Source organism: Actinomadura sp. 7K534 (assembly GCF_004348575.1).
Taxonomy (GTDB): Bacteria; Actinomycetota; Actinomycetes; order Streptosporangiales; family Streptosporangiaceae; genus Spirillospora; species Spirillospora livida.
This window is the reverse complement of sequence record NZ_SMKB01000061.1, coordinates 1-25229: the sequence shown is the minus strand read 5'-3', so window position 1 is coordinate 25229 and position 25229 is coordinate 1. Positions and strand designations below refer to the sequence as shown.

The following is a 25229-nucleotide window of genomic DNA, read 5'->3' as shown; positions in this document are numbered from 1 at the left end:
CTTGAAGCCATGCCCGGCGTGTTGCTGCTACGAATTTGGTAGTCCTCCCCAGGTACGGGGACGCCTGAGACAAAGCGGCACATTCGTGAGCTGTTCTAGTACATCTGGCTTGAGATAGGGGACAGCAGCCTGGAAGATGCCGGCTAATCGGAGGATGAGCAGTAGGCGGATCTATCGGCTGTGCTGGCGCATGGGAGCGTTGGATTCGGAGCACAGCACACGGATTAGGAATCCACTGTGCGTTTGCCAACGGCTGGACTTCTCGCAGTTGTGGACGGCCACCGGCAACCTCAATCAGACCGAAGCGACAAGGACCCCGCCGAGTGGACGTCGACTCTTGCGGGCTTCCGATGCATGTACCTCGACGCCCCACGCGGCCAGCCCTGGGCGGGGCTCGCGCTCGCTCACGCGTGATCAAGCGGCGGTGCTGCTGGAGCAGCCGTTGCACGGCGGGCAGAGGCTGGGCCCCATGTAGCGGTGGGATTGTGGACAGGCCCGCGCACCGAGGAACTATGGGGGTCTGCAATGGCTCCAGTGACCCTTTTTCATCCGGCTGGGCGGACGCTGATCACAGCATGATCGCGATGGGGGCGTTCGGCGGGTGGCGTGAAGAAACCCCTAGTAGACGGGTTGATCACCACAACCACCGCGTCCGAACCAGGGGCTCTGCTGTCGGCCTGACGGCTGCTCAACCCCGGGCAGCAGGCCCTGCTGGTGCTGGTCCACCTGCGCAAAAGCGACACCTTCACCGAACTCGGGGCCGGATTCGAGATATCGACCAGCACGGCCTGGAGGTATGTCGAAGAGGTGGTGGGGCTGCTGTCGGCGCGGTCACCGAAGCTGACGGCGGCGCTGCGGAAGGCCAAGCAGGACGGGCTGCACCTGGTGGTGCTGGACGGCACGCTCATCACCTGCGACCGGGTGCGGGCCGACCGGCCGTACTACTCGGCCAAGCACCGCTGCCACGGAATGAACGTCCAAGTCATCGCCGGCCCCGACGGAATGATCCTTTGGACGTCCGGAGCAATGCCCGGCCGCACGCACGACCTGACCGCCGCCCGCGTGTGGGGCATTCTCCGCGAGCTGGACAAGGCGGGGATAATCACGCTGGCCGACAAGGGGTATCAAGGCGCCGAGGCCCGCATCGTCTTCACCCCGTACAAGGGACGCGACAAGCCCGAGTCCCAGAAGCAGGCCAACCGCGCGCACGCCAAGCTCCGCGGGCCCGGCGAACGCGCAAACGCCCAGCTCAAAAGCTGGCGAATCCTCCGCAAGCTCCGCTGCAGCCCCAGCAAGGCCGGCCACCTCGTCAAGGCCATCGCCGTCCTACAGAACTACGAAACCACCCGAGGATGAAAAAGGCTCAGTGGGCTGACACTGATTGCGCTTCCCAACGCCGCGTACTGGGCGCGTCGCCATACCGAGGATGTCTTGAAGCGGTGGGATGTGTGCGTCGCACTCGGTGACGCGAAGCTTGTGATTACCGAGTTCATCAGTAACGCGGTGAGGGCGACCGGAATGCTCGACGTGCGGCAGCAAGAGGCGTACGCGAAGGCCCCGCTTGCGGTGCGGTTCACTGAGCTTTCGCAGCTCAATTGGGTGCGGCTGCGGCTGTCCTATGGGCGGGCCATGCTGCTCGTCGAGGTGTGGGACAGCAGCGACGAACCGCCGGTCGAGCAACTGCCCGACTTCGAGTCCGAGGGTGGACGCGGGCTGTTCGTCGTCCGCGCCTACTGTGACAAGTGGGGCTGGTACCCGGCCCAGGGCGGTGGCAAAGTGGTGTGGGCGGAGTTGTCAGTTTCATGACTCTCGCGCGCCGGATGCGCGGGACCCGTCATCACTTCTGTGAAGATAGTGGCGAGCGATGACTTGGTCTGCTGGAGGATATCCCGGCACAGGTGACGATTGTGGCGGTTCCCGTTGTTGCTACGCGTAGAGTACAAAGGGAGCCTCTTCTGGCATGTGGACGTTTTGATAGTTCTCGGCACTGCACGTCATTTGTGAATCGCGTTTGGAATTAGCGCGCCAGCTGGACCGAATTCCCAACCGGTCCAACGGGGGATGCAAGATAGCTGGTAGAGCGCTACCTGTTGTGGATAACTTCCGCGCGGAAGATCACACTGACCAGGCGGGGACCGAGCGCGGTCCCTCAAAAGCCAGGGGCGGAGGTATATGCCGACAGCCAAGCGAGGCGACGACGGGTCGGGGCCGCTGGAGCGTCGAGCCAAACTCGGCGGTGGGCGACGGCGGGAGCGGGAACTGAGAATCCGCATCAGCGATGTGGAGTACGAGGAGATTCATGAAGCAGCGACGCGGGCCGGGCTCGCCTGTAGCGCGTTCGTCATAAGGACGGTGCGCACCGCGATCCGGGAGCAGCAGCCCCTGGACGGGGCACTCGCGGCGATGCATGCCGAGTTGCGGAATGCCAGCCGTCAGGTCAACGCGGTCGGGGTCAACCTCAACCAACTCGTGCGCCATGCCAACGCCCACGGCCAGGTCCCGGAATCGGTGACGTGGTTGGCGGGGTACTGCTTCCAGGTGGTGCGGCGCACCGAGGTCGTCATCGTCGAACTCGGTAGACGGCTGCCATGATCGCGAAGGTCACTCGCGGCGCCGATGTCGGCAACCTGCTGCGGTACCTGTACGGTCCGGGCGGGCGCAACGAGCACACCGACCCTCACATCGTTGCCGGGTACCGGCACCCGGCCGCCCTGGAACCCACACGGCGCGCGGACGGGAAGCGCCACCTCCGTCCGCTGGCCGAGGTGCTGCGTTCTCCGCTGGAGACGATGAGGCGCAGCCGGCCCGCCGAGCCGGTCTGGCAATGCTCGCTCCGGACGGCCCCCACCGATCGTCCCCTGACCGATGAGGAGTGGGCCGACGTCGCCGAGGAGCTGATGCACCAGACCGGCATCGCACCACGCGGCGACGTCGAGGCATGCCGGTGGATCGCCGTGCGCCATGCCGACGATCACATCCATGTCGTGGCCACACTCGCGCGAGAAGACGGCCGCCGACCGAACATCACCCGCGACTACCTCAAGGCCCGCACAGTGTGCCAAACCGTCGAGCAACGGTACGGGCTCTGCCGGACCGCGCCCGCGGACCGCACGGCAACACCGCGCCCTTCACGGGCTGAGCTGGAACGGGCCCAGCGCGCCGGGTTGCAGGAGCCGCCCCGTGTCGCGCTGCGTCGGCAGGTGGCCGCCGCCGCCGCAGCATCCGACAGCGAGGAGGCGTTCTTCGCCGACCTGCGCGAGCGCGGACTCGCGGTACGGCTGCGATTCAGCGTCCGGACACCCGGTGAGGTCACCGGGTACGCCGTCGCGGTGCCCGAGTACACCAACTCGGCGGGTGAACCGGTCTTCTTCTCCGGCGGCAAGCTCGCCGCCGACCTCACCTTGCCCAAGCTGCGCCACCGGTGGACGGACACCGTTGCCTACCGGCCGCCGACCCGGTCGCGCAGGCGGACGTCAGGTTGGTCCGCCGACCACGAGGTGCGCGCTGCGGCCTACCGGGAGGCCACCCGAGCAGCCGGGACAGCGGCATGGCAGATGCGAACGCTCCGTGATCGGCGTGTCCGCGCTGACCTCGCGGCGGCGGCCGCTGACGTCCTGCACGTCACGGCGGACATCACCGGCAACTGCGAACTGGACAAGGCCGCCGACGCCTACGACCGCGCCGCCCGGGAACCGTACGGCCGCCCGCCACCGGTCACACCGTACGGAAGCGCCCTACGAGCAGTAGCGCGACTCCTCGCGGTCACCAACGTCGGCTGGGGAGACCGACGCGAGCAGAAAAGGGACCTCACCGTCGATCTGCTGTTCCTCATAGCGAACATCGCCGACCTCATCGAATCGACGGCCGAGCATCGTCTTGCCCAGCAGCGTCTCGCCCAGGCCGATGCCGCACGCCGGGCCGCGCGGCGGCTGCACGCCATCCGGCGGATAGCGGCTGAGCCGACCGTACCGATGCCGCCGAGCGTCTCGGAGACGCTTGAGGAGGGAAGGGAAATGGCTCGGCTTGTGGCCGAGTCTTTCCCGATACCCCTGGCCGAGGGGTTGGCCGCGACAGCCGTGCCCTCTGTCCGTCCTCTCCAGGGACCACAGCTTCCCAGGGGAGCGTCCAAACGCTGACCGTGCGGGGCGTGACTCGCCGATGCCTCCGGAGTCGTGGAGTCATGATCAAGGCACGGGCACAATTACGGAGCGTAAACAACGTCATGGAGCGGCAGAGCTACCTGCCTGCTGCTCCCCAACAGGAAGGACAGCCATGTCAACGATCACCCCTGGCCCTCCCCCAGAGGGCCTGCAGCCCAAGGAGTGCACTCATGGCTCACGACCACACCCTGACCGACCATGAAACCGAACAGCTCGCCCACGACCTCGAAAGCGCCGTCCGCTCACTGAAGCGGGCCGTCGGCCAATCGTGCGGCCTTGCTGGGCCGGCGACCGTCTGCGGAGTGTTGGACGCTGTCCACACTGCCGTCTCCGGCCTCGATCAACTCCTCCTTCAACTCGAACGCTTCCTCGTGCGCCAGCACATGGACGGACAGCTCGTCCATGACCACGGTCTGAGCCTCGATGAGACTCTCGAAACGTTCAGCCGCACAGTTCTTCACGCCCGCCACTTGGGTGCAGGATGCAGCGAGGCGGTCGACCAGGCCAAGAGCACGATCAACCACGTTCACGGCAGGGGCCTGCCGCCCATGGTCGGTGCTACGCCGTCCCCCGACTCCGTCGCCGAACCGGCACCCACGGCCCCGCTTCGACGAGCCGAGCCACGAGCGAGACGTCCCGAGAACGGGCGGCTACGCACGAGATGGTTCGGCAACTCTCGGAGAGGGGCTGGAGCGTGAAGCAGATGAGCCAGGACGAGCTGCTCGCCCTCCCCACCACGGTCAGCGTCGAGACCGCGGCCCGTGCCATCGGGCTCGGGCGCACGCGCGCCTACCAGCTTGCCCGTCAAGGGCAGTTCCCCTGCAAGGTGATCCGCATCGGGGCGAGCTATCGCGTCGTGACGGCTGACCTCCTCAGGCTCCTCGGCCTCGAACCGAACTGACGAACCGCCAACCATTCGTAGAAGGTCCGGTTCTCCATCGGAGAGCCGGACCTTCGGTGTTGATGGTGAGGGACCGTGCCGTCTGAAGCTTGATCACGAAGAGGTGAGGCTTCCTGGGGGTTGATATCCCCAGGAAGTCTCGTTGTTGGATTCAGACGGCTCGGATCGAAGTGGGTTTCGAGCGGTTTCGGATCTTGTCGAAGGCGTCCAGTGCGGAGTCGTCTTCGTCGGGGAGGGTGTGCAGGTACTTCTCGGTGGTGGTGATGCTGGCGTGGCCGAGGCGTTCCTTCACGGCCTGGAGGTCGGCTCCACCGGCCAGGAGCCAGGACGCGTGTGCGTGACGAAGGTCGTGAGGACGGACGTGGATGCGGAGATCGGCCGCTTGGATGGCGGGTTTCCAGACGTGGTCGCGGAACCAGGTCCGGGGGATGTGGCCGTCGGTGTTGATCGTGCGACGGCGTCTTGGGGAGTCCTTGCCGGCTTCGCGTCGACGGGCGCGGTAGTCGGCGTAGATGTCCTTGCAGTGCTGGCAGCGGCACTTGCCTGCGGAGTACCCGCTGAGCGTGCCGTGTCTGTAACGGCACTCGGGCTCGATGTAGCCGAGGGTCTCGGGATCGAGAAGGACGCGTAGCCGTCGTGGGCGCGGGGGGTCGTCCTGGCGGAGGCGGAAGAGGAGGGAGCCCTCCTCGATGGCTTCTTCCTGGATGTACGCCTTGAGCTTGCAGGCGAGCTGCTTGCTGAAGCGGACGCTGCGGTGCTCCTGGTCCTTCGGGTAGTCCTTCACCCAGAAACGGCCGCCCTCGGGATGGTGTTTGGGATTGAGTTCGATGATGACCCGCGAGACGGTGAGCGTCCGCGTGGCGAAGTCGATGTCCTTCGGCCGCAGTTCTGTGAGTTCACCCCAGCGGAGACCGGTCTCGATCTTGACTTCGACGAGCATCTTCATGCGTGCGTCCGTCAGCGACCCGTAGAGCAGGTCGAACTGCTCCGGCGTGATGATGGTGCGCTTCTTCTTGGGTACCGGGGGTGTCTTAACTCCCTTGCAGGGGTGGAGGACGATGACGAGGTCGTTGAGCGCCGTAGTGAAGATGGCGCTGAGGATGGTCATGCAGTAGCGGATCGTCGGCGGGTTGACGCCTTCATTCTGCAGATGCGTGACCCATTCGCGGACATCGATCGGCAGAACGTCGATCATCCGCATGCTCGCGAACCACGGCATGATGTGCCGGTGGATCTCGTAGTCGTAGTTCTCCCTCGTCCGTAGCTCGATGACGTGGTTGGGGAACCAGACGTCTTCGACGTAGCGTCTGAAGCGCTGCCGCCCCTTCCCCGGGTCGGGAAGGCGTTCTAAAGACAGCTTCGCCAGAGCTTTTTGCCATGCTTTGTCGGCCTGCGCCTCTGTTGCGTAGGTTCCGGCGTGCCTGATGTTCCCCCGGAGGTCGCGGTACACGGCTGCGTAGCGGACCTGGCCGTCCTTGCCGACTCGCGGGCGGGAGAATCCCATGCTGGCTCCTCAGGTGATCGTCTTTGCCACCGAAATGCCACCAAGGACCATGTAGGCGATCTTGGTACGCGGTGACATGAGGCGGCATTGCACCGTCTCTCACCTGGGAATTTACCCTGAAGTTGTTGAACCTCAGAGTGTATTGAGTTCGATTTATCCTGTTCGCATCGAGGGGGTCAGGGGTTCAAATCCCCTCAGCTCCACCGAGAGATCCCAGGTCAAGGCCCTGTTCGGAGCATGCTCCGAACAGGGCCTTGATCGTTTGTCATCACGTTGTCATCAGGAGCGCCGCCACGAGATGACACGTTCCCGGCAGCCACCATCGATCCCGCGCGCCACCTCGCCGCGTCTGCCACCAGCCAGCCGATCGCCGTGGGGGCGTCTCGTGTGACCTGGGAGGGCCGCTGGACGACCGCCGGGCCCCGCCCCGCGGCCTCGCGGAGGTCCCCGCCCTGGCCGCAACGCCGACCGCGTCCTGCGCGCCCACTCCAGCCGGGTTCCTGGTCGATCTGTCGGACTTGATCTGTACGGTCGGCGACATCCGAGTCAGCGGTTCGCAGTATCAGGTGATCGAGAGGCTGGAATGGCGGAGCACCGCACGTACCTCGAGTTGTCCGAAGACGACGCCACCGCGCACAAGTTCTACGAGGTGGTCCGTTCCGGCACTCGGGTCACCATTACCTACGGACGGATCGGTGCCTCCGGCCAGACGAAGGTGACCGATTTCGCGACCGAGGCCAAGGCCGAGACGGCCGCCGCCAAGAAGATCGCGGAGAAGACCAGGAAAGGCTACGCGCCGGCGGTGCGGGGCGTGCGGCAGGCCCGCCCGGTCACCAGGCGCACCATGGTCAGCAGCAGGTCGACGGCCCGCCAGGCACCGGTGCTGTGGCGGTTGGCCACCGGCGCTGCGGCGTTCGGCATCTTCGTGGACCAGGACCGGTGCTGGGTCGGCAACCAGAACGGCGACGTGTACACCGTCGCCACCGACGGCACCGTGACCGGCCACTACCGGCTGCCCAACGGGGTGAAGTGCATCGTCGCCGACGACTTCTGGATCTACGCCGGCTGTGACGACGGCAGGGTGTACGACCTGAGCGGCAAGGTTCCGCACGTGGCCTACGAGATATCCGCCGATGTCGACATCTATTGGCTGGACATCGATGACGCGATCCTCGGAGTGTCCGACCGCAACGGCCGCGTCACGGCTGTCGACCACGAAGACGAGTACCAATGGTCGCGCGACGTCGACGGCGACTCGGCCTGGATGGTGCGATGCGATGCCGGGAGCAACACCGTCTTCCACGGCCACTCACGCGGAGTGGCCTGCTATTCGGCCACCGATGGCAAACCGGTCTGGCGGACGCCGGTCGGCGGCAACGTGCTGTTCGGCTGGCAGGAGAATCGCTCGGTGTACGCCGCGACCGGCAACAAGGAGGTCTACAGGCTGGCCAAGGGCAACGGTGAGGTCGAAGCGGTGTACCGCTGTGACGCCGCCGTCTTCTCCTGCGCGGCCTCGCCCGACGGGCGCTACGTGTTCGCCGGCGACAACCACTCGTCCATCTACTGTTTCGACGAGGACGGCACGCGCCTGTGGAAACTCGGTACGGGGCACGGCTCGGCCTATTCGATGCAGTTCCTGGACGAGAGGGTCTACATCGTCACCACCGACGGTTCGCTGGTCTGCATCGACGCCTCCGAGACGGCCATCCATGCGGCTCAGCAAGGGTCGGTCCCCAAGCCCGTTGACGTGAAGGTCGCCGCGTCGCTGCCGACGTCCGAGCCGGTGACGGTACTGGAGACGACGTCGCAGCCCGGCGACGCCGTCATCCTGGAGTGCTATCAGGATGGTTCCCGCCACCGGGTGCGGGTCATCAGCGAGGGCTACGAGCAGTCATGGAACGTGCAGTTCCCCAAGGAGATCCGCCGACCCGGCGCCCGTTACGCCGTCGAAGGCGTCCGCACCTCCGGCCGGGGCGGCTTCTACCGGGCCTACGGCGAGATCAGACGGCTCCTCTGACCACAACGTTGTCAGTAATGACTGGCGTTGTAGGCGTCGTGCGGTCATAGTGCCTTCATGACGCGATCTCTCATGTGCCTGGCGCTGGCGGCCACCGTGCTGGTGAGCGGGGTGTTCGGGACCGCGCGCGCCGCCGCCACCGGATGGGGTCCGGTGGCGCTGCCCTTCCTGTGGCCGGAGGCGGGGCTGGGCGAGGTGGCCCCGGACGGCGCGGGCGGGGTATGGGTCGGCGGGCACCAGGGGGCTTACTGCGTACCCGACTTCATCGGCAACTGCATCGCCCAGAGCCGGGGGAACCCGGTCGTGCGCCGCTGGACGGGGACGTCCTGGGCCGAGTATCCGATCACCGGCTGGACGGGCGAAGGCTCGATCAACCGGATCGCCGTGGCGGCGGACGAGACATGGATCGCCGGCATTGCGATCGGGCCGTCGCCCGACTTCGTCGCACGGTTCGACGGGACCGCCTTCGGGAAGGTCGACCTGCCGGCCGCCCTGCAATTGGAGGCGGTCGGCACGGGGCAGGCGGGGGCCTGGATCGCCGGGTACACCGACGAGCCGCAACGGGTGCACCGGCTGTACCGGCGCACGGGCAGCGCCTGGACCGCCGTCGACCTCCCGGACGGGATGCGAAGGATCGACGACCTGCGTGCGGCGCGCGACGGGACCGGCATGTGGGCGATCGGGAACGGGACCTCCGCCGTCCTGGCCGCGGCCCGCTTCGACGGCACATCCTGGACGAGCCTGCCGACGCCCCCGGGCCTCGGCGGCTTCGGCCGCGTCGTCCCGGTGGCGGAGGACGACGTCTGGGCCACGACCGGAACGGTCGCCGTCCACTGGGACGGTGCCGCCTGGACCGCCGTCCCATTCCCGGACGACTACCCCCGCGGCATCCTCGAAGACATCGCCGTCGACGCGTCCGGCACCGTCTGGGTGACGGACGGCGGCGACATCCTCCACCGCTACCGGGATGGCGAGTGGACATCGGTGAAGCTCGGCCCCTACGGCACGATGCTCCAGGCCGTCACAGAGGTCCCCGGAACGAACACCGTATGGACCGTAGGCGCGGACGGCCGGAACGCCCTTGCCTTCAAGAACCCCTAAGCCGCCAACCCCACCCCGCGGCCATATATGGCTGCGTTCGTAGGGCCTCTGGTGCGCCAGCGACCTTCCCTTCCGGTTCTCCACATAGTCACAGCCGCCGCGGCGATACGAGTACGCGACCACTCTTAGGAATGGCAGGCTGCTCGCCTTTAAGTGTGCGTTGCGAAGGGCGGGGAGTGTGAGTCGTTGGTGAACAGGACGGAATTGATGTAGCGCTTACCGGGGCGCAGTGTTCTGCGGACGAAGCCCCGGTCCAGTTCGCGGACTGTTTCGCGCTGGTGGGTGGCGAGGTCGAAGTCGGCCAACAGCGTCCAGCCGGCGTCCAGAAGTACGCGGCCGGTATAGCCCCACCTGCCCATTAGGGCGATCACGTCCGGCATCTGCCGGTGGCGCTCCTCGACCTCGACGATCAGGTTGGGCCGGTCGCGGGCGATGGTCTCGGCGGCGCCGAGCAGCGCGTTCAGTTCGTGTCCCTCGACGTCGACCTTGATGAAGCGGACGTCGGTCAACCCGAGGCTGTCCACGGTGAGCCGGGCGACGCTCACGGGACGTCCGGCACCGCCCGTTACCGAGGAGATCCCCGCCAGGGTGCCGCCGTCGGGGACCCACAGGTCGATCTTTCCGCACTCGTCGGAGGCGGCGGCCTGCACGACCTTGACCTGCGGGAACGCCTGGCACAGCAGTCCGGCCAGCCGCGGGTCGGCCTCGATGGTCACCACCCGGTCTGCCCGATCGGAGAGGCGTCGGGTCCACGGACCGAACCATCCGCCGATGTCCACCGCAGTGCCCCCGACCGGCATGTAATCGGGCAGCCGCGCTAACTCGGGCTCCAGCCTTGGGTAGACCGTCCGCACCAGGCGGCCGATCAGTCCTGCCGGCAATGCCTCCGAGAGCCGGCGCCCCGAGGCCGGACGGCCGGTCCGCGCGGCCGGTGATCCGGCGGCCGATTCCTTCCGCTCTGGTGTCGGGTCGAGGACGTCGTCAACCAACAGCCCGCTCCGTAACATTCCTGACGCCCGTAGGCAGCCGGCGGCCGTCCGTCCATGCCGACAGGAATGGCCGGTGCCCGAGGTGGACCACCATGTCGCGGAGCTTTGCCGGAGCGGGCGAACGACCGGCCTGGAGGGGGGCAGGTCCAACGCCTGGCGATCATGCGTGACCATACTCCGGAGCGTGCCCGGTGTCACCGCCAATGGCGGAACCCGGCCGCCTGCAGAACTTCACGCTGATCTTCAACTGGACAGATGGCACGGATTGTGACTTTGGACGGAGCGGATGCGGTTTTGTTGAGCAGTTGGTGCATCGGCCGTGGCGTTGGGGAGTTCGTGGCCGGTCGCCGGTGGCCGGTCGTTAGGGTTCGCGCATGACAGAACGACGTGTGATCCTCAGCGGCTCGACGTTCGAGGAGCAGATCGGCTACGCCCGCGCCGTAGTCGACGGGGACCGGGTGTACGTGTCCGGGACGACCGGGTTCGACTACGCCACCATGACGATCTCCGAGGACGTGGTGGAGCAGGCCGAGCAGTGCCTGCGCAACGTCGAGACCGCGTTGGCCGAAGCGGACTGCACTTTCGCCGATGTCGTGCGGGTGCGGTATCTGCTGCCTGACCGCGCCGACTTCGAGCCTTGCTGGCCTGTACTGCGCCGTGCTTTCGGTGCGGTACGACCGGCCGCCACGATGCTGGTGTGCGGGCTTGCCGACCCGCGCATGAAGATTGAAATCGAGGTGGACGCGCGGAAGGCCACCTCGTAAGAGTCTTTGATCGGTTTGGAAGCATCCACGTGTGGCGATCGATCTGACGCGTGTGGAGTCAGGCATTGTCGGGGTCGTTCCAAGGTGTGGTAACAGAGTGCTTCCTCTTTGGATAGATCCCGAGAATCCTGGACCGCGTCCTAGGTGAGCGCATATCGAGTGGGAGGAAGCTTGATGCTCGCCGTCGTGACAGCTCTCGGGGGTCTGCTCGGGCTGATCGTTTCTACTGTGCTGCTGGCGTTGCAGACACGTGAGGTCGCCAAGCAGACGAAGATTAACAACTCCATCGCAGGTGCGTCCGCCCTCCAGGAGGCCATGAACGCCCTTCGAGAGTCGCATCACCTTGTCATGTGCAACCACCCCGAGCTGCGGCCCTACTTCTATTACAACGAACCTGCTCCGGAAAGCGGTGAGTTGAAAGAACGCGTAGCGGTCGCTGCTGAAATGCTGGCTGACTGTCTAGAGGTGGCAATGCACGCAACGGGAACCATCCCGGCTACAGGCTCATACGAATCCTGGGTCGATTACTGCCGACACTTTCTGGCGCACAGCCCTGCCCTGGCTGACATGGTTCGCGAGTTCCCTGGCTGGTGGCCCGCATTGGCTCGGCTTGTTGCTCCGGCGCCGTGATCGCGTCCATCGCGATGGCAGAGGCCCGCGTACTTTACAGAGCCGTTGATCCCTTACGGGTGCGGCGCACTGAACACGGTGGATTTTGGGGTGCGTCCCTAAGCTTGGCGTTAACGTCTTCCTTTTGGCTAGTAGCCGAGGTAGCGGGGGTCGCGCTTTTCCAGGAAGGAACGTACGCCTTCGCGGTGGTCTTCGGTGGCGAACAGGTCGCCGAGTGTGGTGGTGACCCAGGCGCCCAGTTCGTCCCAGTCAGGGTCTAGGGCGCGGCGCAAACCGCGTTTGAGTGCGGCTACGGCTAGTGGCGGGTTGGCGGCGATTCGGCCGGCCAGTTCAACTGCTGTTTCCAGGACGCGGTCGTCGTCCACTACTCGGCCCACAAGACCGATTCGCTCGGCTCGGTCGGCGTCGATGATCTCGCCTGTGAACAGCAGTTCCGCGGCGTGTTCGCGGCCGACCAGCTGGGCCAGCCGGGCGATCCCGGCCACGTCGCTGCACAGCCCGCGCTTGACGAACAGCTCACCGAAGCGCGCTCGCCGTGCCGCCACCCGGAGGTCGGCCATCAGTGCCAGTTCCATGCCCCACCCCACTGCGGGGCCGTTCACCGCCGCGATGACCGGGACGTCCGTCTTCAGCAGCGCCCCCGCCGCCGGGGTGATCTTGGGCTCCGGGCGGGACGGTGTTGCCTCGCCGCCGCCCATCAGCTCGCGGACGTCGTCCCCGGAGCAGAAGGAGCGCCCGGCTCCGGTGACCACCAGGGCGCGGGCGGTCGTGGAGAGGATCAGCTCGGTCAGTTCCTCGTAGGTCTGGCGGCGCAGCGCGTTGTGGACCTCGGGGCGGTTCAGTTTGATGACGCCGACATGGCCGTCGGCCTCATATATGACGTCTTGCGGCATAACGGCCGGTCAGTTCCTCTCCGTTAAGTTATGGATCCGCTGGCGCAGTTCGTGCCTGAGTGGTTCGCGGACGGGCTGCGTAGCATCTTGGCCTGGTCTGCGGCTTGGTCAGGGGCAGTGGGCCACGTTAGACGGTGGTTCCGTGTTGGTGGTGGAGGAGGTCGAGAAGGCTGTCCACTCTTGCCTGCAGTCGCGGGATCATATCGAGCGCGAGGGTGAGGTGGGCCTTGGCCGTTTGCTCGTCGAGTTCTGCCAAACTGTCGCGCACAATGGCCTTCTCCGCGTCCCTTATCTCGGCTGCACGCACGAAATCCTGGGCATCGACGGCGTCCTCCTTGGCGCGCCGTAACGCGGTGACCCGTTCCGTGACCAGGGCCAACTCGTCGGGGAGCACGGGCACGGGGGCGCCAAGGGGTCTTCGACCTCCGGCGCGTTCAGCACATCCGTAGCACGTGAGGGGCCTGACCCGCTCGCGCGCGGCTCGGACGCGGTCGACGGTGACGCCGTGAGCCGCGAGCACCTCGGCAGCGAGGCCGCCCTCCGCCAGCAGGCCGAGCAGTAGGTGATCAGTGCCGATTCTGGAGGGGCCCGCAACGGGTTTTTCCCGGAGGGCGAGGTTCAATGCCCTGTACGCCGCCTCCGAGAGCGGGACGGCCTTTCCAGCGGTCCGCCGGCCGAGCCCCAGCCGCTGCACGACCGCATGCTGAATGACCGCGGGCTGAATGCGCAGTTCACGCAGAATCGCCCCGGCATACCGGTCCTGTCGCCGGAGACCAGAGCGAGCAACAGATGCCCCGTATCGGCGGCGTCGTGGCCTAGCGCGGCGGCATGTGTTGGCGCGTACTCGACCACGTGGAGAGCGGCGGGCGTGTAGGGACTGATGTCCTTGTCGCTCATGCCGGCACTATCTCGCTAGCCCAAAGTGGTTTCCAGAGGCTTCCGCTTACGGGGGAATTCTCGCTGTCGGCCGGCCGGTGCGGCCGATCAGGGTACGGGGGGCTTGGGTGGGTGGAGCGCAGCTGCGTCGCAGGCCGTGGGACGGTTGACGTTCGGACGTGCCCGGCGGTGGGGATTGGATTCGGCGTCGTGGTGCGGGTGTGCGGGTCGTCCCGCAGAGCGGTGGGACCGGGTGTGGCGGATTGTTGAGAAAGGGTGAGTATGGCGAGTGAGACTGAACGGCTGGCGGGGTTCCTGTATGAGATCGGGCTTCTCAAGCGATACAAGCGCACCGGGTGGTTCGTGGCGGGTGTGCAGGGCCCCGAGAGCATTGCCGACCATTCGTTCCGTGCGGCGATCATTGCGAGCGTCCTGGCCGCGATGGAGGGGGCCGATCCCGAGCGTGCCGCGCTGCTGAGCCTTTTCCACGACAGTCAGGAGACGCGCCTCACCGACCTCCCTTATCTGGCCAGGGCGTATGTGAAAAAGGCGTCCAACGAGGAGGTCACCGAGCACCAGACGCGCGGTCTGCCGGACGTGGTCACGGCGATGATCACGGGTGTCGTCGCGGAGTACGAAGGGAAGGTCGGCGCCGAGGCGATGTGCGCCCGCGACGCGGACAAGCTCGAGTGCCTCATTCAGGCCGTCGAGTACCGGGAGCACGGCAACCGGAACACCCAGCCCTGGATCGACAGTTCACTCGCCCAACTCCAGACCGCGTCCGCCAAGCGTTTGGCCGCGGAGGTGCAGAAGGGCGGTTCCCTCGATTGGTTCACGCGAGTGTTGAACGGCGATGAGGGTCCCTAGCCGGTGGTCGTTGTCAGCGCTCGCCGGTTCGGTCGGCGCCCTGTTCCAGGGCGGTCTCGTAGGCGCGTAGGGCGGTGATCACCGTTGCGCGGTCGGCGGGGGACAGGTCGCGCATGACGCGTTCCCACGCGGAGGCGTTGCCGGAGAGCCATTCGCCGATCGGTGCGGTGTAGGCGGGGGCGATGGCGATGATGCGGCGGCGCCGGTCGGCGGGGTCGGTGGTGCGCTCCAGGACGCCGCGCCGGGACAGCTCGCTCACCATGAGGCTCACGGTCGTCGGGGCGACCTCCAGCCGCGCGGCGAGTTCGTTGACGCTGGCGGGGCCGTCGTACTCCAGGTGCGCCAGTAGTGCCAGGTGGCGGGGGGCCAGGTCGAAGCCCTGGAGCGCTTGGGGGACGGGCAGGCGCTTGGCGCGGCCGACCAGCCGGGGCATCAGCAGCAGCAGGGTGCGGACGGCCTCGTCGACGGCCGGACCGTCCGGGGCGGTGGACATCGGCGGCCCCTCCAAGTACCTTTGAGTGCAAAGCTTTTAAGGTCAAAGGGAACGAGGCTCGCCATGCCGCATCTGACCGTGCACCTTCCGGAGAACAGGCTGTCGGGCAAGGAATCCGAGCTCGTCACCGCGCTGACCGAAGCGATCATCGGAGTCTACGGTGAATGGGCCCGTGACCTGGTGGGCATCCGCCTGGCCGGAGTGCCCGCGGGCCGCTTCGTGCAGGGCGGCGAGAGCGTGGACACCGGCGCCTCGCTGACGATGGGCGTCCGCGCCGGCGCCTTCGACCGTCCCGACGCCGACGAGATCACCGCCCGCCTCGGCGCCGGCCTCACCGACGCGATCACCGATGTGCTCGGCGAGGAGTTCCGCGCCGGCACCATGGTCGAACTCGTGGCGTCCCCGCGGGAGCGCACGTTCGTCGGCGGCGCCCGCGCCGAGTAGCCCACGGCTGGCCGGGTGTGGCCCCTCCCGTGAAGAGCCGGAGATCCGAACGTACGCTGGCAGCGCGCATTCAGATGATCGCTCTGCGTGCCCGGCGGCCTGCGGCGATCATGGCTTCCGCCGCGCACATGTGACCGCCGCGGAACGAGGAGCCGGCCAGTGCAGCAGATGTCCAAGGGCGCCAACATCGACCTGTCCGGCCTGATCGCGGCGACGGGGCCGTTGACCGTCGCGCTGAGCTGGATCGATCCTTCCGGTGAAGGTGAGGCCGATGTCTCGGTGCTCCTGGTCGACGCCGACGGCAAGGTCGGCAGTGACGCGGACTTCGTCTTCTACAACCAGCCCGCGACGGCCGACGAGTCCGTCCGGCTCCTGGGCAAGGCGCCCACCGCCACGGGCAGTGAGGACCGCATCCTCGTCGACCTGACGGCGTTGCGTCCCGGGGTGGAACGCCCGGTCGTCGCCGCCAGCCGCTACAGGGGGGCGACCTTCGGGGTACGAATCCGGGCTCGCGGGGCTGGCCACCGACTTCAAGATCAACGTCGATGACGGCGACGAGGACGAGCCGGGCGAGGCGCCGTCCTCGGAGGGCCCTACGTCCGACACCGACCAGCCCGAACCGGTTGCCGCTACGCCGGTCAAGGACGAGCGGCCGAAGCGGGTTCGGACGGCCAAGAAGAAGACCACCCTCCCCAAGGCGGCGAAGGTCGATCTGGCCGAGCATTCCTCGTGGCGGCACGCACGCCTGTTCTCGGTGACCGGCCTGCGCAATGACCAGGAGCGCGAGGTCCGCGCCACCGCCACGCTGCTGTCGGTGATGGCGCAGGTTCCCGAGTTCGGTCGCCGGCTGACCGCCCGTTTCAACGCTCCGGCCGGGATGGTCCAGACGTTCGCCGAGGCGAGACTTCAAGCACGGGGACGGCAAGGTGCGGCCGGACGGCGTGCTGCGGGTGGCGAGGGCGGGCAGGATCTGGACGGCGCTGATCGAGACCAAGACCGGCGGCAACCCCCTCAAACCGGAGCAGGTGCAGGCTTACCTCGAGGTCGCGGCCCGGAACGGCTACGAGGCCGTGATCACCCTGTCGAACGACCTCGCCCTCGGCAGCGAGCACCGCCGGGACGCTGCGCCTGGGCGACCGGCGCGCCATGCAGGTGGCCGAGAGCTGGGAGAAGCTGATCCGGCAGTTGTGCCTGCGCCTGAGCGGCAGGACCGGCACGGGTGTCGCTCCCGTGCTCCGCAGGCGGCGGGACGGGGACGCGTCGGTGCGCCGCCTGCAGACCGTCACGTCCCTGGTCGAGACCGGGCGGATGAGCGCCGAGATCCGCATGCCCACGGCCGGTGGGCCGGTCCTCCTCGAAGCCGATCTGCGCACCGGCCAGATCGAGACCACCGTCGAGATCCCCGCCGCGGACCGCGCGCGTGCCCTCACCCGCGTCCAATGGCTGTTGCGGCAGCTGCACGAGGCTCCGCCCGAGCTCCGCATTGAAGCCTTGACGCCCGGCCACAAGACCGGCCCGTGCGAGCTCCTGGCGAACCTGACCAGCGAACCCGGCATCCTCGTCCCCGGCGGCGGGAAGCAGATCACCACCTTCCGGCTGACCCTCCCGTCCGGCATGGGCACCAAGCGGGGCACGGAGGAGACCGGCTTCGTGCGCAGCATCGACAACGCGATGGACCGCTTCCATCAGGACGTTCTTCAGGTCCTATAGCTCGATACCGCGGCGGCTGTTTGATCGAGTCCTCGGGGAGCCTGCATGCCCGGGGGTCAGGGGCGTGCGGGCGTTTGGGCAGGTGGGGTCAGGTTTGCGGGGTGTTTGCACCTGCTTGAAGCTTTGGTACGGTCAGTCCGAAATCGGCGCCTGCCAGGTGCCGTAACCATCTGATCGTGTCCGTTCCGTCTGGGTCGTGTGTCGGCCGGGCGGGCGGCTGCGCCGAGTCCGCGTGTGCGCGGAGCCGGGGAACCAGCGCGATGTGCGGGTCCATGCCCGCCTCGCAGGGGTGAATCGACGCCTCCACGCCACGTGCGACGAGGGTCGTAGGGCGACTTCCATGCCCGAATCCGTCAGCTAACCCGGTAGGCGGCATGGAAGGAGCAACTGCCGTGATCGGTCGGCACCGTAAGAAGAAAATCGAGCCCGCTCCCGTGCTGAGCGTCGTCCTCGCCGGTGTCTTCGCGGGCGCCGTGGCCGTGGCGCCGCTGGACGGGGGTTCGGCGGACGGCGGTTCCGCGGACTCCAAGGAGCCTCCGTCAACGAGGGCCGTCGCGGAGCGCGTCGACAGGTCGGCGACGAAGCGGGACGACACGCCGTCGGCGAAGCGGGACGAGGGGCCGCCGCGCAAGGCGCCGGATGACTGCGACCCCTCGAAGAGCACGGCCCGGTACGCCAACGGGCGGATCCCGGTCGACCAGCTCTGCAAGCTGCCCCAGGACGGGGAGTACCTGCGCGCGGACGCCGCGGTGGCCTTCTACAAGCTCAACGCCGCGTACCACGATCGCTTCGGCAAGGAAATGTGCGTGCGGAGCTCCTACCGCGGCTACAACAAGCAGAAGCAGCTCTACCAGCGCATGCCGGCGGGGATGGCCGCGCGTCCCGGCAACAGCAAGCACGGGATCGGGATCGCGGTCGACCTGTGCGACGGCGTCCAGCGCGAGTCCTCACCCCAGTTCAAGTGGCTGGAGGACAATTCCAAGAAGTACGGCTGGATGCACCCCAGGTGGGCCTACAGCAGCCCGTACGAACCGTGGCATTGGGAGTTCGACGTCGGCCAGGCGTAACGGCGTCACCTGTCGCGGAAGAAGCCGTGGCGGGCCAGGATCTCGGCGAGGCGCCGGCCGGTGGGGGTGAGGACCATCCCGGAGCCGCGGCACGTCTCGCAGGCGGCCTCCTCCGGGCCCTCCGGCCGGGCCCTCATGTGGTCGTCGATCGCGCGGTCGATGGCGGCGACGATCGAGGGCTCGGCCGGGCCCAGCCGGACCGAGCCGTAGGAGAAGTCCTGGTGCGGCGCATTCTCGGGGGTCATGTCCGCCGCCCTGCGCGCCGCCTGTGCGACCCGGACCAGCTCGTCGGCCTGCCGGTACCACGTCCGCCACTGCTCGCGGACGACGCTGCCCGTGCCGCCGCACGTCCCGCACTGGGTTTCGAGCGCGGCCAGGAACGGCGCCCAGGGATCGGCGGGGCGGGCCGCGTCACCGGTCATTGACGCGCGCCCTCACGCTTCTCCGCCGACCAAGAGCCGGCGTCCCGGCTGCTCTCCCACGGCCGGTCATACGGGGACGGGCCTCCCGAGGTTCGAGTGAACCGGAACTCGCTCGGGAGCGTCGGCCGCGGCGCCTAGTTGATGTTCAGGTCGCCCTGGACGTCGCGGAGCTGGACGACCTTGTCGGCCCGGCCGTTGAAGACGTTGACGACACCCTCGTCGTTGGCGGACGCCTTCGTCTGGGCCTGGTTCCAGAGGGCCTCCAGTTCCGCGCGGAAGCCGGGATCCTCGTCCAGGAGGCGCCGGACGGCCCCTTCGACGGCGTCGGGGTCCTCGGCGACCCTGGCCAGGGCCGCCTCGTCGGACGGACGTCCGCGGAACCGCTCGCGCACCCGCCGGCACATCTCGGCGACGGCCGCACGGACGGGTTCGCCCGCGACCTCGACGGCTTTGCCGGCCATGGCGGTGGCGACCGCCACGGTCATGGGATCTGTCATTCGTTCAGTGCATCACGACCGGCAGCCCTTGTGCAGTGTTCGTCCCAAGTCGGTCCCGCCCCGGCCGGTTACCACATAAAAATGTACGGAATGGCCGAGATGACGGTTATGGCGTCGACGAGCATCAACACTGGTACCACCTTGTGTGCGGGGTGGCCTGGCGACATCGCGCAGGCTGGGGTGGGCGCGGTCGGGATGATCGGCCGATCGCATCCGATTGGGGATCTTAGCCGGAAATGATCAGCCATGTGGCGATTAGCTGGGCATCTCACGACGGAGCCACTCATTCGAAAGTAATAAGACCGATTTGTGAATTTTCAATCGTTAGTTAGGTGCGCTTCGTGCCGCGGTGTCCTGGATGGCGGCGGTGCGATGACTTTTCGTCGCGGGGGCGGTCCACATGCGAGAGGCACATCACCAGGATTGGATCGCCGATGCGCGAGCGGACGCACGAGCCGTATCCGGCCCTGCGGGGCCGGTGGTTGCTGGAGCGGGCGATCGGCTTCGCGCTGACGTCGGTCCAGGCGGTCACGCCGGAGATGCTGCAGCGGCGGACTCCCTGCGCTTCCTGGGACCTCGAGATGCTGCTGCTGCACCTCCGGGACTCCCTCTCCGCGCTGCAAGAGGGCATCTCGCCGGGGCGGGTCGCGCTGACCTCCGTCCAGCCCGGCCGGGAGGAGCATCCGGTGTCGGCCGTGCGGGTGAGCGCGATCCGGCTGCTGCGCGCGTCCGGGGCGCTGGGGCAGGTGGAGATCGGTGACCGCCGGATGGACGGGGAGCTGATGGCCGCGGCGGGGGCGGTCGAGGTGGCGGTGCACGGGTGGGACATCGCGCAGGCGTCGGGGGAGCGGCGGCCCGTTCCGCCCGACCTGGCGGAGGAGCTCCTCCATGTCTGCCCGTTCGTGCTGCCCGAGTCGCGCCCTCCGCTGTTCGCCGACCCCGTCGACGCGGGGCCGGGCGCCTCCGCGGGGGACCGGCTGGTCGCCAGGCTCGGGCGCCGCCCGCGGCGCTGAGGATGCGGCCGCCCGCGGATGGAAGAATCGGGTGCCGGCCGCACCGAGGGAGAGAACCAGTGAAATCCTCCGTCCCGTACCTGCTTCCCGAGGGTCGCGAACGGGTCCTCACCATGATCGGCAAGGGTCAGTACATTCCCGCCATCAAGCTCGTCCGGGAGGTCACGGGGCTCGGGCTCAAGGAGGCCAAGGAGTACGTGGACAGCCTGAAGGGCGAGGCGTTCGCCAGGGTCGTCCCGCCCGAGGCCCAGGGCAAGGCGCAGGCGCTGATCGCCCAGGGCAGCCCCAAGGACGCGGTCAAGCTGATCCGCAGGGAGCTCGGCCTGGACTCCAGGGCGGCGAAGGACTACGTCAAGGCCCTCCAGGACGGACGCCTGACCATCGCGCCGGTGGGCGTGCTGTCGGACCGGGTCCGGGCGTTCAAGCAGGCCGGCGACCACGAGTCGGCGATCGCGCTGGTGTGCGCCGAGACGGGCATGCGACGCGACGAGGCGATCCGCTTCGTCGAGGCGATCCGCTAGGAACCGCTGGAAGCTAGAAGCGGTCCGGGGCGGGGAACAGCTCGACGGGCTGTTCGAGGAACGCCTTGGCGGTGTGCGACATGTGGAGCCGCCAGTGGGCCTCGGCGGCGTCGGCGTCGCGCGCCTCGACCAGCTCGGAGAACCTCCGGTACGACCGGACGGCGCGCCTGCGCCCGGTGATGCCGGTGACCTGCCCCGACCGGCGGTAGAACGCCGAGACGACCTCGCTCAGCAGCCGCGCGAACAGGGCCATCGAGGCGTTCCCGGCGTGCTCGAACAGCTTCTCGTGCACCAGCGCCGCCGCCTCGCCGAACGCGGTGCCGTCCGCGATGTGCGCGGCGTCCGCGGCGGCGTCGACCGCGGCGCGGAAGTCGGCGAGCGCCTCGGGCGTGTGGGTCTCGGCGAACATCCGGGCCAGCCACGGCTCGATCGCCGCCCGGGACGCGTAGAGGTCGTTCATCGGGACGCCCTCGATCTGCAGCAGCAGCGCGAACATCCGGGAGATGTGCTCGACCGTCGGACGCGTCACGCGCGGCCCGCCGTTCCGGCCGCGCAGCACGGTCACCAGTCCTTCGGACTCCAGGATCCGCAGCGCCTCGCGGAGCGTGCTGCGGGCGATGCCGAAGACCTCCATGAGCTCGTCCTCGGTGGGGAACCGGTCGCCCGGCCGCAGTTCACCGCGGGCGATCTGCGACCGGATGGACGAGGCCACGAGCTCGGAGGTGCGGGCGCCGCGTCCGGCGGGGCGCGGGATCCGGACGGGCTCCGGCGCCCGGTCGCGGTGCGCGGCCGGTTCCCGTCGCATGGGACCGCTCCTTCACGTGGGGAGGTCGACCGGTCCAGAATAACAACGGAATCAATCTACTGATTTGCTGGAGCGCCGGGCGGCCGTCAGGGGCGCCGGGAGCGGAACGACCCTTGGAGGGGCCATGGCGATCGCCATCACCGAGGAACACCGGGAGCTGGCGCGGACGGCGCGCTCGTTCCTGCGCGACCAGGACGCGCGGGCGGCGAACCGGGCGCTGCTGGAGGCGGACAAGGAGGAGCCGCCCGGCTTCTGGGCGGAGTTCGCCGGGCTCGGGCTGCTCGGCCTGCACCTCCCCGAGGAGCACGGCGGCGGCGGGGCGGGCCTCCAGGAGCTGGTCGTGGTCGCCGAGGAGCTCGGGCGGGCCGCCGCGCCCGGCCCGGCGCTGCCCACGATGGCGGCGTCCGCGGTGATCGCCGCGTCCGGTGACGAGGACCTGCGGGCGCGGCTGCTGCCTGGCCTGGCGTCCGGGGAGACCCTGGCGGCGCTCGGCGTGGACGGCTCGGTGAGCCTGCGCGACGGCGCCGCCTCCGGGGACGCCGGGGTCGTGCTCGGCGGCGGGCTCGCGGAACTGCTCGTCCTCGCCGCCGGGGACGACATGGTCGTGGTGCGGGCGGACGCGGCGGGCGTCACCGTCGAGGTCCCCGGCAACCTCGACCCGTCCCGCCGGTCGGCGCGCGTCCGCCTCGACGGCGTCCCGGCCGAGGCGGTGCTCGCGGGCGCCCGGAAGCACGCCACCGCCGTCGCCCGGACGCTGGCCGCCGCGGAGGCGGTCGGCGGGGCGCTCGAATGCGTGGAGACCGCGACCGAGTACGCGAAGGTGCGGCAGCAGTTCGGGCGGCCGATCGCGACGTTCCAGGCGGTCAAGCACCACTGCGCGAACATGCTCGTCGCCGCCGAGCTGGGCACGGCCGCCGTGTGGGACGCGGCGCGGGCGGCGTCCGGCCCGGCCGACCAGTTCGAGCTGGCCGCGGCCGTCGCGGCGGCGCTCGCGATCCCCGCGTTCACCGGCAACGCGGGCCTCAACATCCAGGTGCACGGCGGGATCGGCTTCACCTGGGAGCACGACGCGCACCTGCTGCTGCGCCGGGCCGCGACGCTGGAGGCGGTGTTCGACCCGCACGCCGCGGAGCGGGACGTGACGCGGCTCCGGGCCGCCGGGGCCGCCCGGAAGGCGAACCTCGACCTGCCGCCCGAGGCGGAGGCGGAGCGGCCGCGGATCCGCGAGCTCGCCCGCGAGATCGCCGCGCTGCCCGCCGCCGAGCAGCGGACCAAGCTGATCGAGACGGGGTACGTCCAGCCGCACTGGCCGCGCCCCTGGGGCGTGGAGGCGAGCGCCGGGCTGCAGCTCGTCATCGAGGACGAGTTCCGCACCGCCGGCGTGAAGCGCCCCCAGTACGGCATCACCGGCTGGGTCATCCTCACCCTGATCCAGCACGGCACGCAGGACCAGATCGACCGCTGGGTGCGGCCCGCGCTGACCGGCGACGAGATCTGGTGCCAGCTGTTCAGCGAGCCGGAGGCCGGGTCGGACGCGGCGGCCGTCAAGACCAGGGCCGTCAAGGTGGACGGCGGCTGGCTCGTCAACGGGCAGAAGGTCTGGACGAGCGGCGCCCACTACTGCCGCTGGGGCTTCGCGACCGTCCGCACGGACCCGGACGCCGCCAAGCACGCCGGCGTCACCATGGTCGTCGTCGACATGAAGCACCCCGGCGTCGAGGTGCGGCCGCTGCGGCAGACCACCGGCGACTCCGACTTCAACGAGGTGTTCTTCTCCGACGTCTTCGTCCCCGACGCCGACGTCGTCGGGACCCCGAACCAGGGCTGGGCGGTGGCCCGCGCGACCCTCGGCAACGAGCGCGTCAGCATCGGCGGCGGCGTCGGCGGACCGCCCGGACCCGACCTGTTCCAGCTCTACGCCGAGCGCGGCGACCGCGTCCCGGCGGCGGCCGAGCGCGTCGGCGCGCACTCGGCCCGGGAGCAGGCGCTCCGCCTGCTCAACCTCCGGTCCGCCGAGCGCGCGGTCGCCGGGGGCGAGCCCGGCCCGGAGGGCAACATCACCAAGCTGGTCCTGGCCGAGCACGCGCACGCCACGGCCGACCTCCTCGCCGAGTTCGCCGGCCCGGAGGCCGCCTTCACCGACGGGCCGCTCGCCCAGGCCGCGAGCCGGCTGCGGCTCGGCTCGCGCGGCCTGTCCATCGCGGGCGGCACGTCCGAGATCACCCGCAACCAGATCGGCGAGCGCATCCTCGGCCTGCCCCGCGACCCGCTGATCCGCTGAGGGGTCCGGGCCCCGGCGCCACCCCGCGCCGGGGCCCGGAGGGTCACCTGCGGCGGTTCGCCGGCCGCAGCGACGGGTTGCCGGACATGTGGTCGATGCCGGGCATGTCGGTACCCGGCGGGACGACCTCGTCGATGGCGTCGAGCACCCCGGCGTCGAGGCGGACGTCGGCCGCGGCCAGCAGGTCCTCCAGCTGCTCCATCGTCTTCGGCCCGATGATGGCCGAGGTGACGGCCGGGTGCTCGGTGACGAACCCGAGCGCCAGGTGGGTCAGCGAGAGCCCGGCGCCATCGGCGATCTCCGTGAGCCGCTCGACCGCGTCGAAGCGGTCGGGCGTGCTCGGGTCCTTGCCGAGCCGGTCACCGCGGGCGAACCGGGAGCCGGCGGGTGCCTGCTCGCCGCGCCGGTACTTGCCGGTCAGCCACCCTCCGGCCAGCGGGCTCCACGGGATGACGCCCATGCCGTGCCGCCGCGCCGCGGGCAGCACGTCCGTCTCGATCGCCCGCGCGAAGATCGAGTATTGCGGCTGCTCGCACACGAAGCGCTCGGTGTTCCGCCGGTCGGCGGCCCACTGCGCCTCGACGATCCAGTCGGCCGGGAACGACGACGACCCCAGGTAGAGCACCTTGCCCTGGCGGACGAGGTCGTCCAGGGCGCCGAGCGTCTCCTCAAGGTCGACGTTCCAGTCGTGCCGGTGCATCTGGTAGAGGTCGATGTGGTCGGTTCCGAGCCTGCGGAGGCTGTCCTCCACGGCCCGGACGATCCAGCGGCGCGACCCGCCCCGCATGTTGCGGTCCTCGCCCATCGGGTTGAAGAACTTGGTGGCGAGGACGATGTCGTCCCGCCGCCCCTTGATCGCGCGGCCCACGATCTCCTCGCTCCTGCCGCCCGAGTAGATGTCCGCGGTGTCGATGAAGTTGACGCCCGCTTCCAAGGCCCGGTGGACGATGCGCTCGCACTCGTCGTAGTCCGCGTTCCCGATGGTCCCGAACATCATGGCTCCGAGACACTGCGTGCTGACCTTGACACCGGTCCGCCCGAGCCTGCGGTACTCCATACTGATGAGCTCCCTTCGACGTTGCCCCGAACGCTAGAAGCTGGAGCCCACTCGAGGTCAACCCCGCGGCCGTGACCTCGTTCCGCCGGAGCCGGCGGCGGGGGCGGGTACGGGGTTCGGCACGGGGGTGGAAAGTCTTGCCATTCCGGGTGCGGCGAGTGGCGTTCGCGAATCGGGCAATTGGCTAGGAATTGCTGGGCCCGTGTTCGGTGCGGCG

Annotated in this window: 25 protein-coding genes, 2 pseudogenes and 1 riboswitch; of the genes and pseudogenes, 17 read left to right on the top strand and 10 right to left on the bottom strand. The window is 68.7% G+C overall.

What is annotated here, in order from left to right; genetic code table 11:
• Positions 1–681: 681 nt before the first annotated feature.
• The 4 genes and pseudogenes from E1266_RS15000 to E1266_RS14985 form a co-directional block, all read left to right on the top strand.
• A pseudogene (locus E1266_RS15000) lies at positions 682–1356 on the top strand (transposase family protein); the annotation flags it as partial.
• A gap of 75 nt (positions 1357–1431) precedes the next feature.
• Positions 1432–1806 carry an ATP-binding protein gene (locus E1266_RS14995; protein ID WP_243718428.1) on the top strand — a complete coding sequence of 125 codons (375 nt, stop codon included), beginning with the start codon at positions 1432–1434 and terminating at the stop codon, positions 1804–1806.
• Positions 1807–2172: 366 nt separating this feature from the next.
• Positions 2173–2592 (top strand): plasmid mobilization relaxosome protein MobC, encoded by a 420-nt coding sequence (gene mobC / locus E1266_RS14990; RefSeq protein ID WP_132047262.1) that lies wholly within the window; start codon positions 2173–2175, stop codon positions 2590–2592.
• Entirely contained in the window at positions 2589–4136 is a 1548-nt protein-coding gene (locus tag E1266_RS14985; protein WP_132047260.1) for a relaxase, read from the top strand. Before mobC ends, E1266_RS14985 begins: the two co-directional genes overlap by 4 nt.
• Before the next feature lie 266 nt (positions 4137–4402).
• On the opposite strand, the gene E1266_RS14980 is transcribed toward E1266_RS14985, so the two are convergent.
• On the bottom strand, positions 4403–4690 hold the full coding sequence (locus E1266_RS14980; protein WP_132047258.1) for a hypothetical protein: 288 nt from the start codon (positions 4688–4690) through the stop codon (positions 4403–4405).
• Between the two features lie 173 nt (positions 4691–4863).
• Here E1266_RS14980 and E1266_RS14975 point away from each other — a divergent pair, with 173 nt between their 5' ends.
• Positions 4864–5061 (top strand): helix-turn-helix domain-containing protein, encoded by a 198-nt coding sequence (locus E1266_RS14975; RefSeq protein WP_132047292.1) that lies wholly within the window; start codon positions 4864–4866, stop codon positions 5059–5061.
• Positions 5062–5212: 151 nt separating this feature from the next.
• On the opposite strand, the gene E1266_RS39860 is transcribed toward E1266_RS14975, so the two are convergent.
• Positions 5213–6565 (bottom strand): site-specific integrase, encoded by a 1353-nt coding sequence (locus tag E1266_RS39860; protein ID WP_132047256.1) that lies wholly within the window; start codon positions 6563–6565, stop codon positions 5213–5215.
• A gap of 583 nt (positions 6566–7148) precedes the next feature.
• On the opposite strand from E1266_RS39860, the gene E1266_RS14965 reads away from it, so the two are divergent.
• Positions 7149–8582, top strand: a complete 1434-nt coding sequence (locus E1266_RS14965) for a WGR domain-containing protein (RefSeq protein ID WP_132047254.1) — start codon at positions 7149–7151, stop codon at positions 8580–8582.
• A 57-nt stretch (positions 8583–8639) separates the two neighbouring features.
• Positions 8640–9683 (top strand): hypothetical protein, encoded by a 1044-nt coding sequence (locus E1266_RS14960; protein ID WP_132047252.1) that lies wholly within the window; start codon positions 8640–8642, stop codon positions 9681–9683.
• A gap of 149 nt (positions 9684–9832) precedes the next feature.
• On the opposite strand, the gene E1266_RS38010 is transcribed toward E1266_RS14960, so the two are convergent.
• A complete protein-coding gene (locus E1266_RS38010) occupies positions 9833–10483 on the bottom strand; it encodes an FkbM family methyltransferase (protein WP_243718429.1) in 651 nt (216 codons plus the stop codon).
• Positions 10484–11046: 563 nt separating this feature from the next.
• Here E1266_RS38010 and E1266_RS14950 point away from each other — a divergent pair.
• Both E1266_RS14950 and E1266_RS14945 read left to right on the top strand, forming a co-directional pair.
• Positions 11047–11436, top strand: coding sequence for a RidA family protein (locus tag E1266_RS14950; RefSeq protein ID WP_132047248.1), 390 nt, complete (start codon positions 11047–11049; stop codon positions 11434–11436).
• Positions 11437–11610: 174 nt separating this feature from the next.
• Entirely contained in the window at positions 11611–12066 is a 456-nt protein-coding gene (locus E1266_RS14945; protein WP_132047246.1) for a hypothetical protein, read from the top strand.
• Positions 12067–12194: 128 nt separating this feature from the next.
• On the opposite strand, the gene E1266_RS14940 is transcribed toward E1266_RS14945, so the two are convergent.
• Positions 12195–12959: an enoyl-CoA hydratase-related protein gene (locus E1266_RS14940; protein WP_132047244.1), complete on the bottom strand. Its 765-nt coding sequence runs from the start codon at positions 12957–12959 to the stop codon at positions 12195–12197.
• A gap of 127 nt (positions 12960–13086) precedes the next feature.
• Complete coding sequence (locus E1266_RS39405; RefSeq protein ID WP_165966087.1) at positions 13087–13653, bottom strand: UvrB/UvrC motif-containing protein; 567 nt, start codon at positions 13651–13653, stop codon at positions 13087–13089.
• A 464-nt stretch (positions 13654–14117) separates the two neighbouring features.
• Here E1266_RS39405 and E1266_RS14930 point away from each other — a divergent pair, with 464 nt between their 5' ends.
• Entirely contained in the window at positions 14118–14702 is a 585-nt protein-coding gene (locus E1266_RS14930; RefSeq protein ID WP_132047242.1) for an HD domain-containing protein, read from the top strand.
• 13 nt (positions 14703–14715) lie between these two features.
• On the opposite strand, the gene E1266_RS14925 is transcribed toward E1266_RS14930, so the two are convergent.
• Positions 14716–15195: a helix-turn-helix domain-containing protein gene (locus tag E1266_RS14925; protein ID WP_132047240.1), complete on the bottom strand. Its 480-nt coding sequence runs from the start codon at positions 15193–15195 to the stop codon at positions 14716–14718.
• Positions 15196–15258: 63 nt separating this feature from the next.
• On the opposite strand from E1266_RS14925, the gene E1266_RS14920 reads away from it, so the two are divergent.
• The 4 genes from E1266_RS14920 (at position 15259) to E1266_RS14910 (ending at position 18416) form a co-directional block, all read left to right on the top strand.
• Complete coding sequence (locus tag E1266_RS14920; protein ID WP_132047238.1) at positions 15259–15639, top strand: tautomerase family protein; 381 nt, start codon at positions 15259–15261, stop codon at positions 15637–15639.
• Positions 15640–15807: 168 nt separating this feature from the next.
• Positions 15808–16188 (top strand): TerD family protein, encoded by a 381-nt coding sequence (locus E1266_RS38805; RefSeq protein ID WP_207945654.1) that lies wholly within the window; start codon positions 15808–15810, stop codon positions 16186–16188.
• A gap of 597 nt (positions 16189–16785) precedes the next feature.
• On the top strand, positions 16786–17349 hold the full coding sequence (locus E1266_RS38800) for a hypothetical protein (protein WP_207945653.1): 564 nt from the start codon (positions 16786–16788) through the stop codon (positions 17347–17349).
• 210 nt (positions 17350–17559) lie between these two features.
• A riboswitch (cyclic di-AMP (ydaO/yuaA leader) is annotated at positions 17560–17736 on the top strand.
• A 5-nt stretch (positions 17737–17741) separates the two neighbouring features.
• Entirely contained in the window at positions 17742–18416 is a 675-nt protein-coding gene (locus tag E1266_RS14910) for a M15 family metallopeptidase (RefSeq protein WP_243718426.1), read from the top strand.
• 5 nt (positions 18417–18421) lie between these two features.
• On the opposite strand, the gene E1266_RS14905 is transcribed toward E1266_RS14910, so the two are convergent.
• Together E1266_RS14905 and E1266_RS14900 are read right to left on the bottom strand one after the other, a co-directional pair.
• Positions 18422–18838, bottom strand: coding sequence for a hypothetical protein (locus tag E1266_RS14905; protein WP_132047234.1), 417 nt, complete (start codon positions 18836–18838; stop codon positions 18422–18424).
• A gap of 134 nt (positions 18839–18972) precedes the next feature.
• Positions 18973–19335, bottom strand: coding sequence for a hypothetical protein (locus tag E1266_RS14900; RefSeq protein ID WP_132047232.1), 363 nt, complete (start codon positions 19333–19335; stop codon positions 18973–18975).
• A 434-nt stretch (positions 19336–19769) separates the two neighbouring features.
• On the opposite strand from E1266_RS14900, the gene E1266_RS14895 reads away from it, so the two are divergent.
• Positions 19770–20348 carry a TIGR03086 family metal-binding protein gene (locus tag E1266_RS14895; protein ID WP_132047230.1) on the top strand — a complete coding sequence of 193 codons (579 nt, stop codon included), beginning with the start codon at positions 19770–19772 and terminating at the stop codon, positions 20346–20348.
• A 107-nt stretch (positions 20349–20455) separates the two neighbouring features.
• Positions 20456–20869 (top strand): annotated as a pseudogene (locus E1266_RS14890) (ribosomal protein L7/L12); the annotation flags it as partial.
• Between the two features lie 13 nt (positions 20870–20882).
• Here E1266_RS14890 and E1266_RS14885 read toward each other — a convergent pair.
• A complete protein-coding gene (locus tag E1266_RS14885) occupies positions 20883–21674 on the bottom strand; it encodes a GntR family transcriptional regulator (RefSeq protein WP_132047226.1) in 792 nt (263 codons plus the stop codon).
• 124 nt (positions 21675–21798) lie between these two features.
• Between E1266_RS14885 and E1266_RS14880 the strand changes: the two genes are divergently transcribed.
• Complete coding sequence (locus E1266_RS14880) at positions 21799–23955, top strand: acyl-CoA dehydrogenase (RefSeq protein ID WP_132047224.1); 2157 nt, start codon at positions 21799–21801, stop codon at positions 23953–23955.
• A gap of 43 nt (positions 23956–23998) precedes the next feature.
• Here E1266_RS14880 and E1266_RS14875 read toward each other — a convergent pair whose 3' ends face one another.
• The gene (locus E1266_RS14875; protein ID WP_132047222.1) at positions 23999–25012 is read right to left on the bottom strand and encodes an aldo/keto reductase; all 1014 of its coding nucleotides are present in this window, start codon (positions 25010–25012) and stop codon (positions 23999–24001) included.
• Between the last annotated feature and the right edge of the window lie 217 nt (positions 25013–25229).

What these genes read in the sequence shown, in the direction of transcription:
- mobC (WP_132047262.1), top strand. Translation starts at nt 2,173, where the DNA reads ATGCCGACAGCCAAGCGAGGCGACGACGGGTCGGGGCCGCTGGAGCGT.
- E1266_RS14985 (WP_132047260.1), top strand. Translation starts at nt 2,589, where the DNA reads ATGATCGCGAAGGTCACTCGCGGCGCCGATGTCGGCAACCTGCTGCGG.
- E1266_RS14975 (WP_132047292.1), top strand. Translation starts at nt 4,864, where the DNA reads ATGAGCCAGGACGAGCTGCTCGCCCTCCCCACCACGGTCAGCGTCGAG.
- E1266_RS39860 (WP_132047256.1), bottom strand. Translation starts at nt 6,565, where the DNA reads ATGGGATTCTCCCGCCCGCGAGTCGGCAAGGACGGCCAGGTCCGCTAC.
- E1266_RS14965 (WP_132047254.1), top strand. Translation starts at nt 7,149, where the DNA reads ATGGCGGAGCACCGCACGTACCTCGAGTTGTCCGAAGACGACGCCACC.
- E1266_RS14960 (WP_132047252.1), top strand. Translation starts at nt 8,640, where the DNA reads ATGACGCGATCTCTCATGTGCCTGGCGCTGGCGGCCACCGTGCTGGTG.
- E1266_RS38010 (WP_243718429.1), bottom strand. Translation starts at nt 10,483, where the DNA reads ATGCCGGTCGGGGGCACTGCGGTGGACATCGGCGGATGGTTCGGTCCG.
- E1266_RS14950 (WP_132047248.1), top strand. Translation starts at nt 11,047, where the DNA reads ATGACAGAACGACGTGTGATCCTCAGCGGCTCGACGTTCGAGGAGCAG.
- E1266_RS14945 (WP_132047246.1), top strand. Translation starts at nt 11,611, where the DNA reads ATGCTCGCCGTCGTGACAGCTCTCGGGGGTCTGCTCGGGCTGATCGTT.
- E1266_RS14940 (WP_132047244.1), bottom strand. Translation starts at nt 12,959, where the DNA reads ATGCCGCAAGACGTCATATATGAGGCCGACGGCCATGTCGGCGTCATC.
- E1266_RS14930 (WP_132047242.1), top strand. Translation starts at nt 14,118, where the DNA reads ATGGCGAGTGAGACTGAACGGCTGGCGGGGTTCCTGTATGAGATCGGG.
- E1266_RS14925 (WP_132047240.1), bottom strand. Translation starts at nt 15,195, where the DNA reads ATGTCCACCGCCCCGGACGGTCCGGCCGTCGACGAGGCCGTCCGCACC.
- E1266_RS14920 (WP_132047238.1), top strand. Translation starts at nt 15,259, where the DNA reads ATGCCGCATCTGACCGTGCACCTTCCGGAGAACAGGCTGTCGGGCAAG.
- E1266_RS38805 (WP_207945654.1), top strand. Translation starts at nt 15,808, where the DNA reads ATGTCCAAGGGCGCCAACATCGACCTGTCCGGCCTGATCGCGGCGACG.
- E1266_RS38800 (WP_207945653.1), top strand. Translation starts at nt 16,786, where the DNA reads ATGCAGGTGGCCGAGAGCTGGGAGAAGCTGATCCGGCAGTTGTGCCTG.
- E1266_RS14905 (WP_132047234.1), bottom strand. Translation starts at nt 18,838, where the DNA reads ATGACCGGTGACGCGGCCCGCCCCGCCGATCCCTGGGCGCCGTTCCTG.
- E1266_RS14900 (WP_132047232.1), bottom strand. Translation starts at nt 19,335, where the DNA reads ATGACAGATCCCATGACCGTGGCGGTCGCCACCGCCATGGCCGGCAAA.
- E1266_RS14895 (WP_132047230.1), top strand. Translation starts at nt 19,770, where the DNA reads ATGCGCGAGCGGACGCACGAGCCGTATCCGGCCCTGCGGGGCCGGTGG.
- E1266_RS14885 (WP_132047226.1), bottom strand. Translation starts at nt 21,674, where the DNA reads ATGCGACGGGAACCGGCCGCGCACCGCGACCGGGCGCCGGAGCCCGTC.
- E1266_RS14880 (WP_132047224.1), top strand. Translation starts at nt 21,799, where the DNA reads ATGGCGATCGCCATCACCGAGGAACACCGGGAGCTGGCGCGGACGGCG.
- E1266_RS14875 (WP_132047222.1), bottom strand. Translation starts at nt 25,012, where the DNA reads ATGGAGTACCGCAGGCTCGGGCGGACCGGTGTCAAGGTCAGCACGCAG.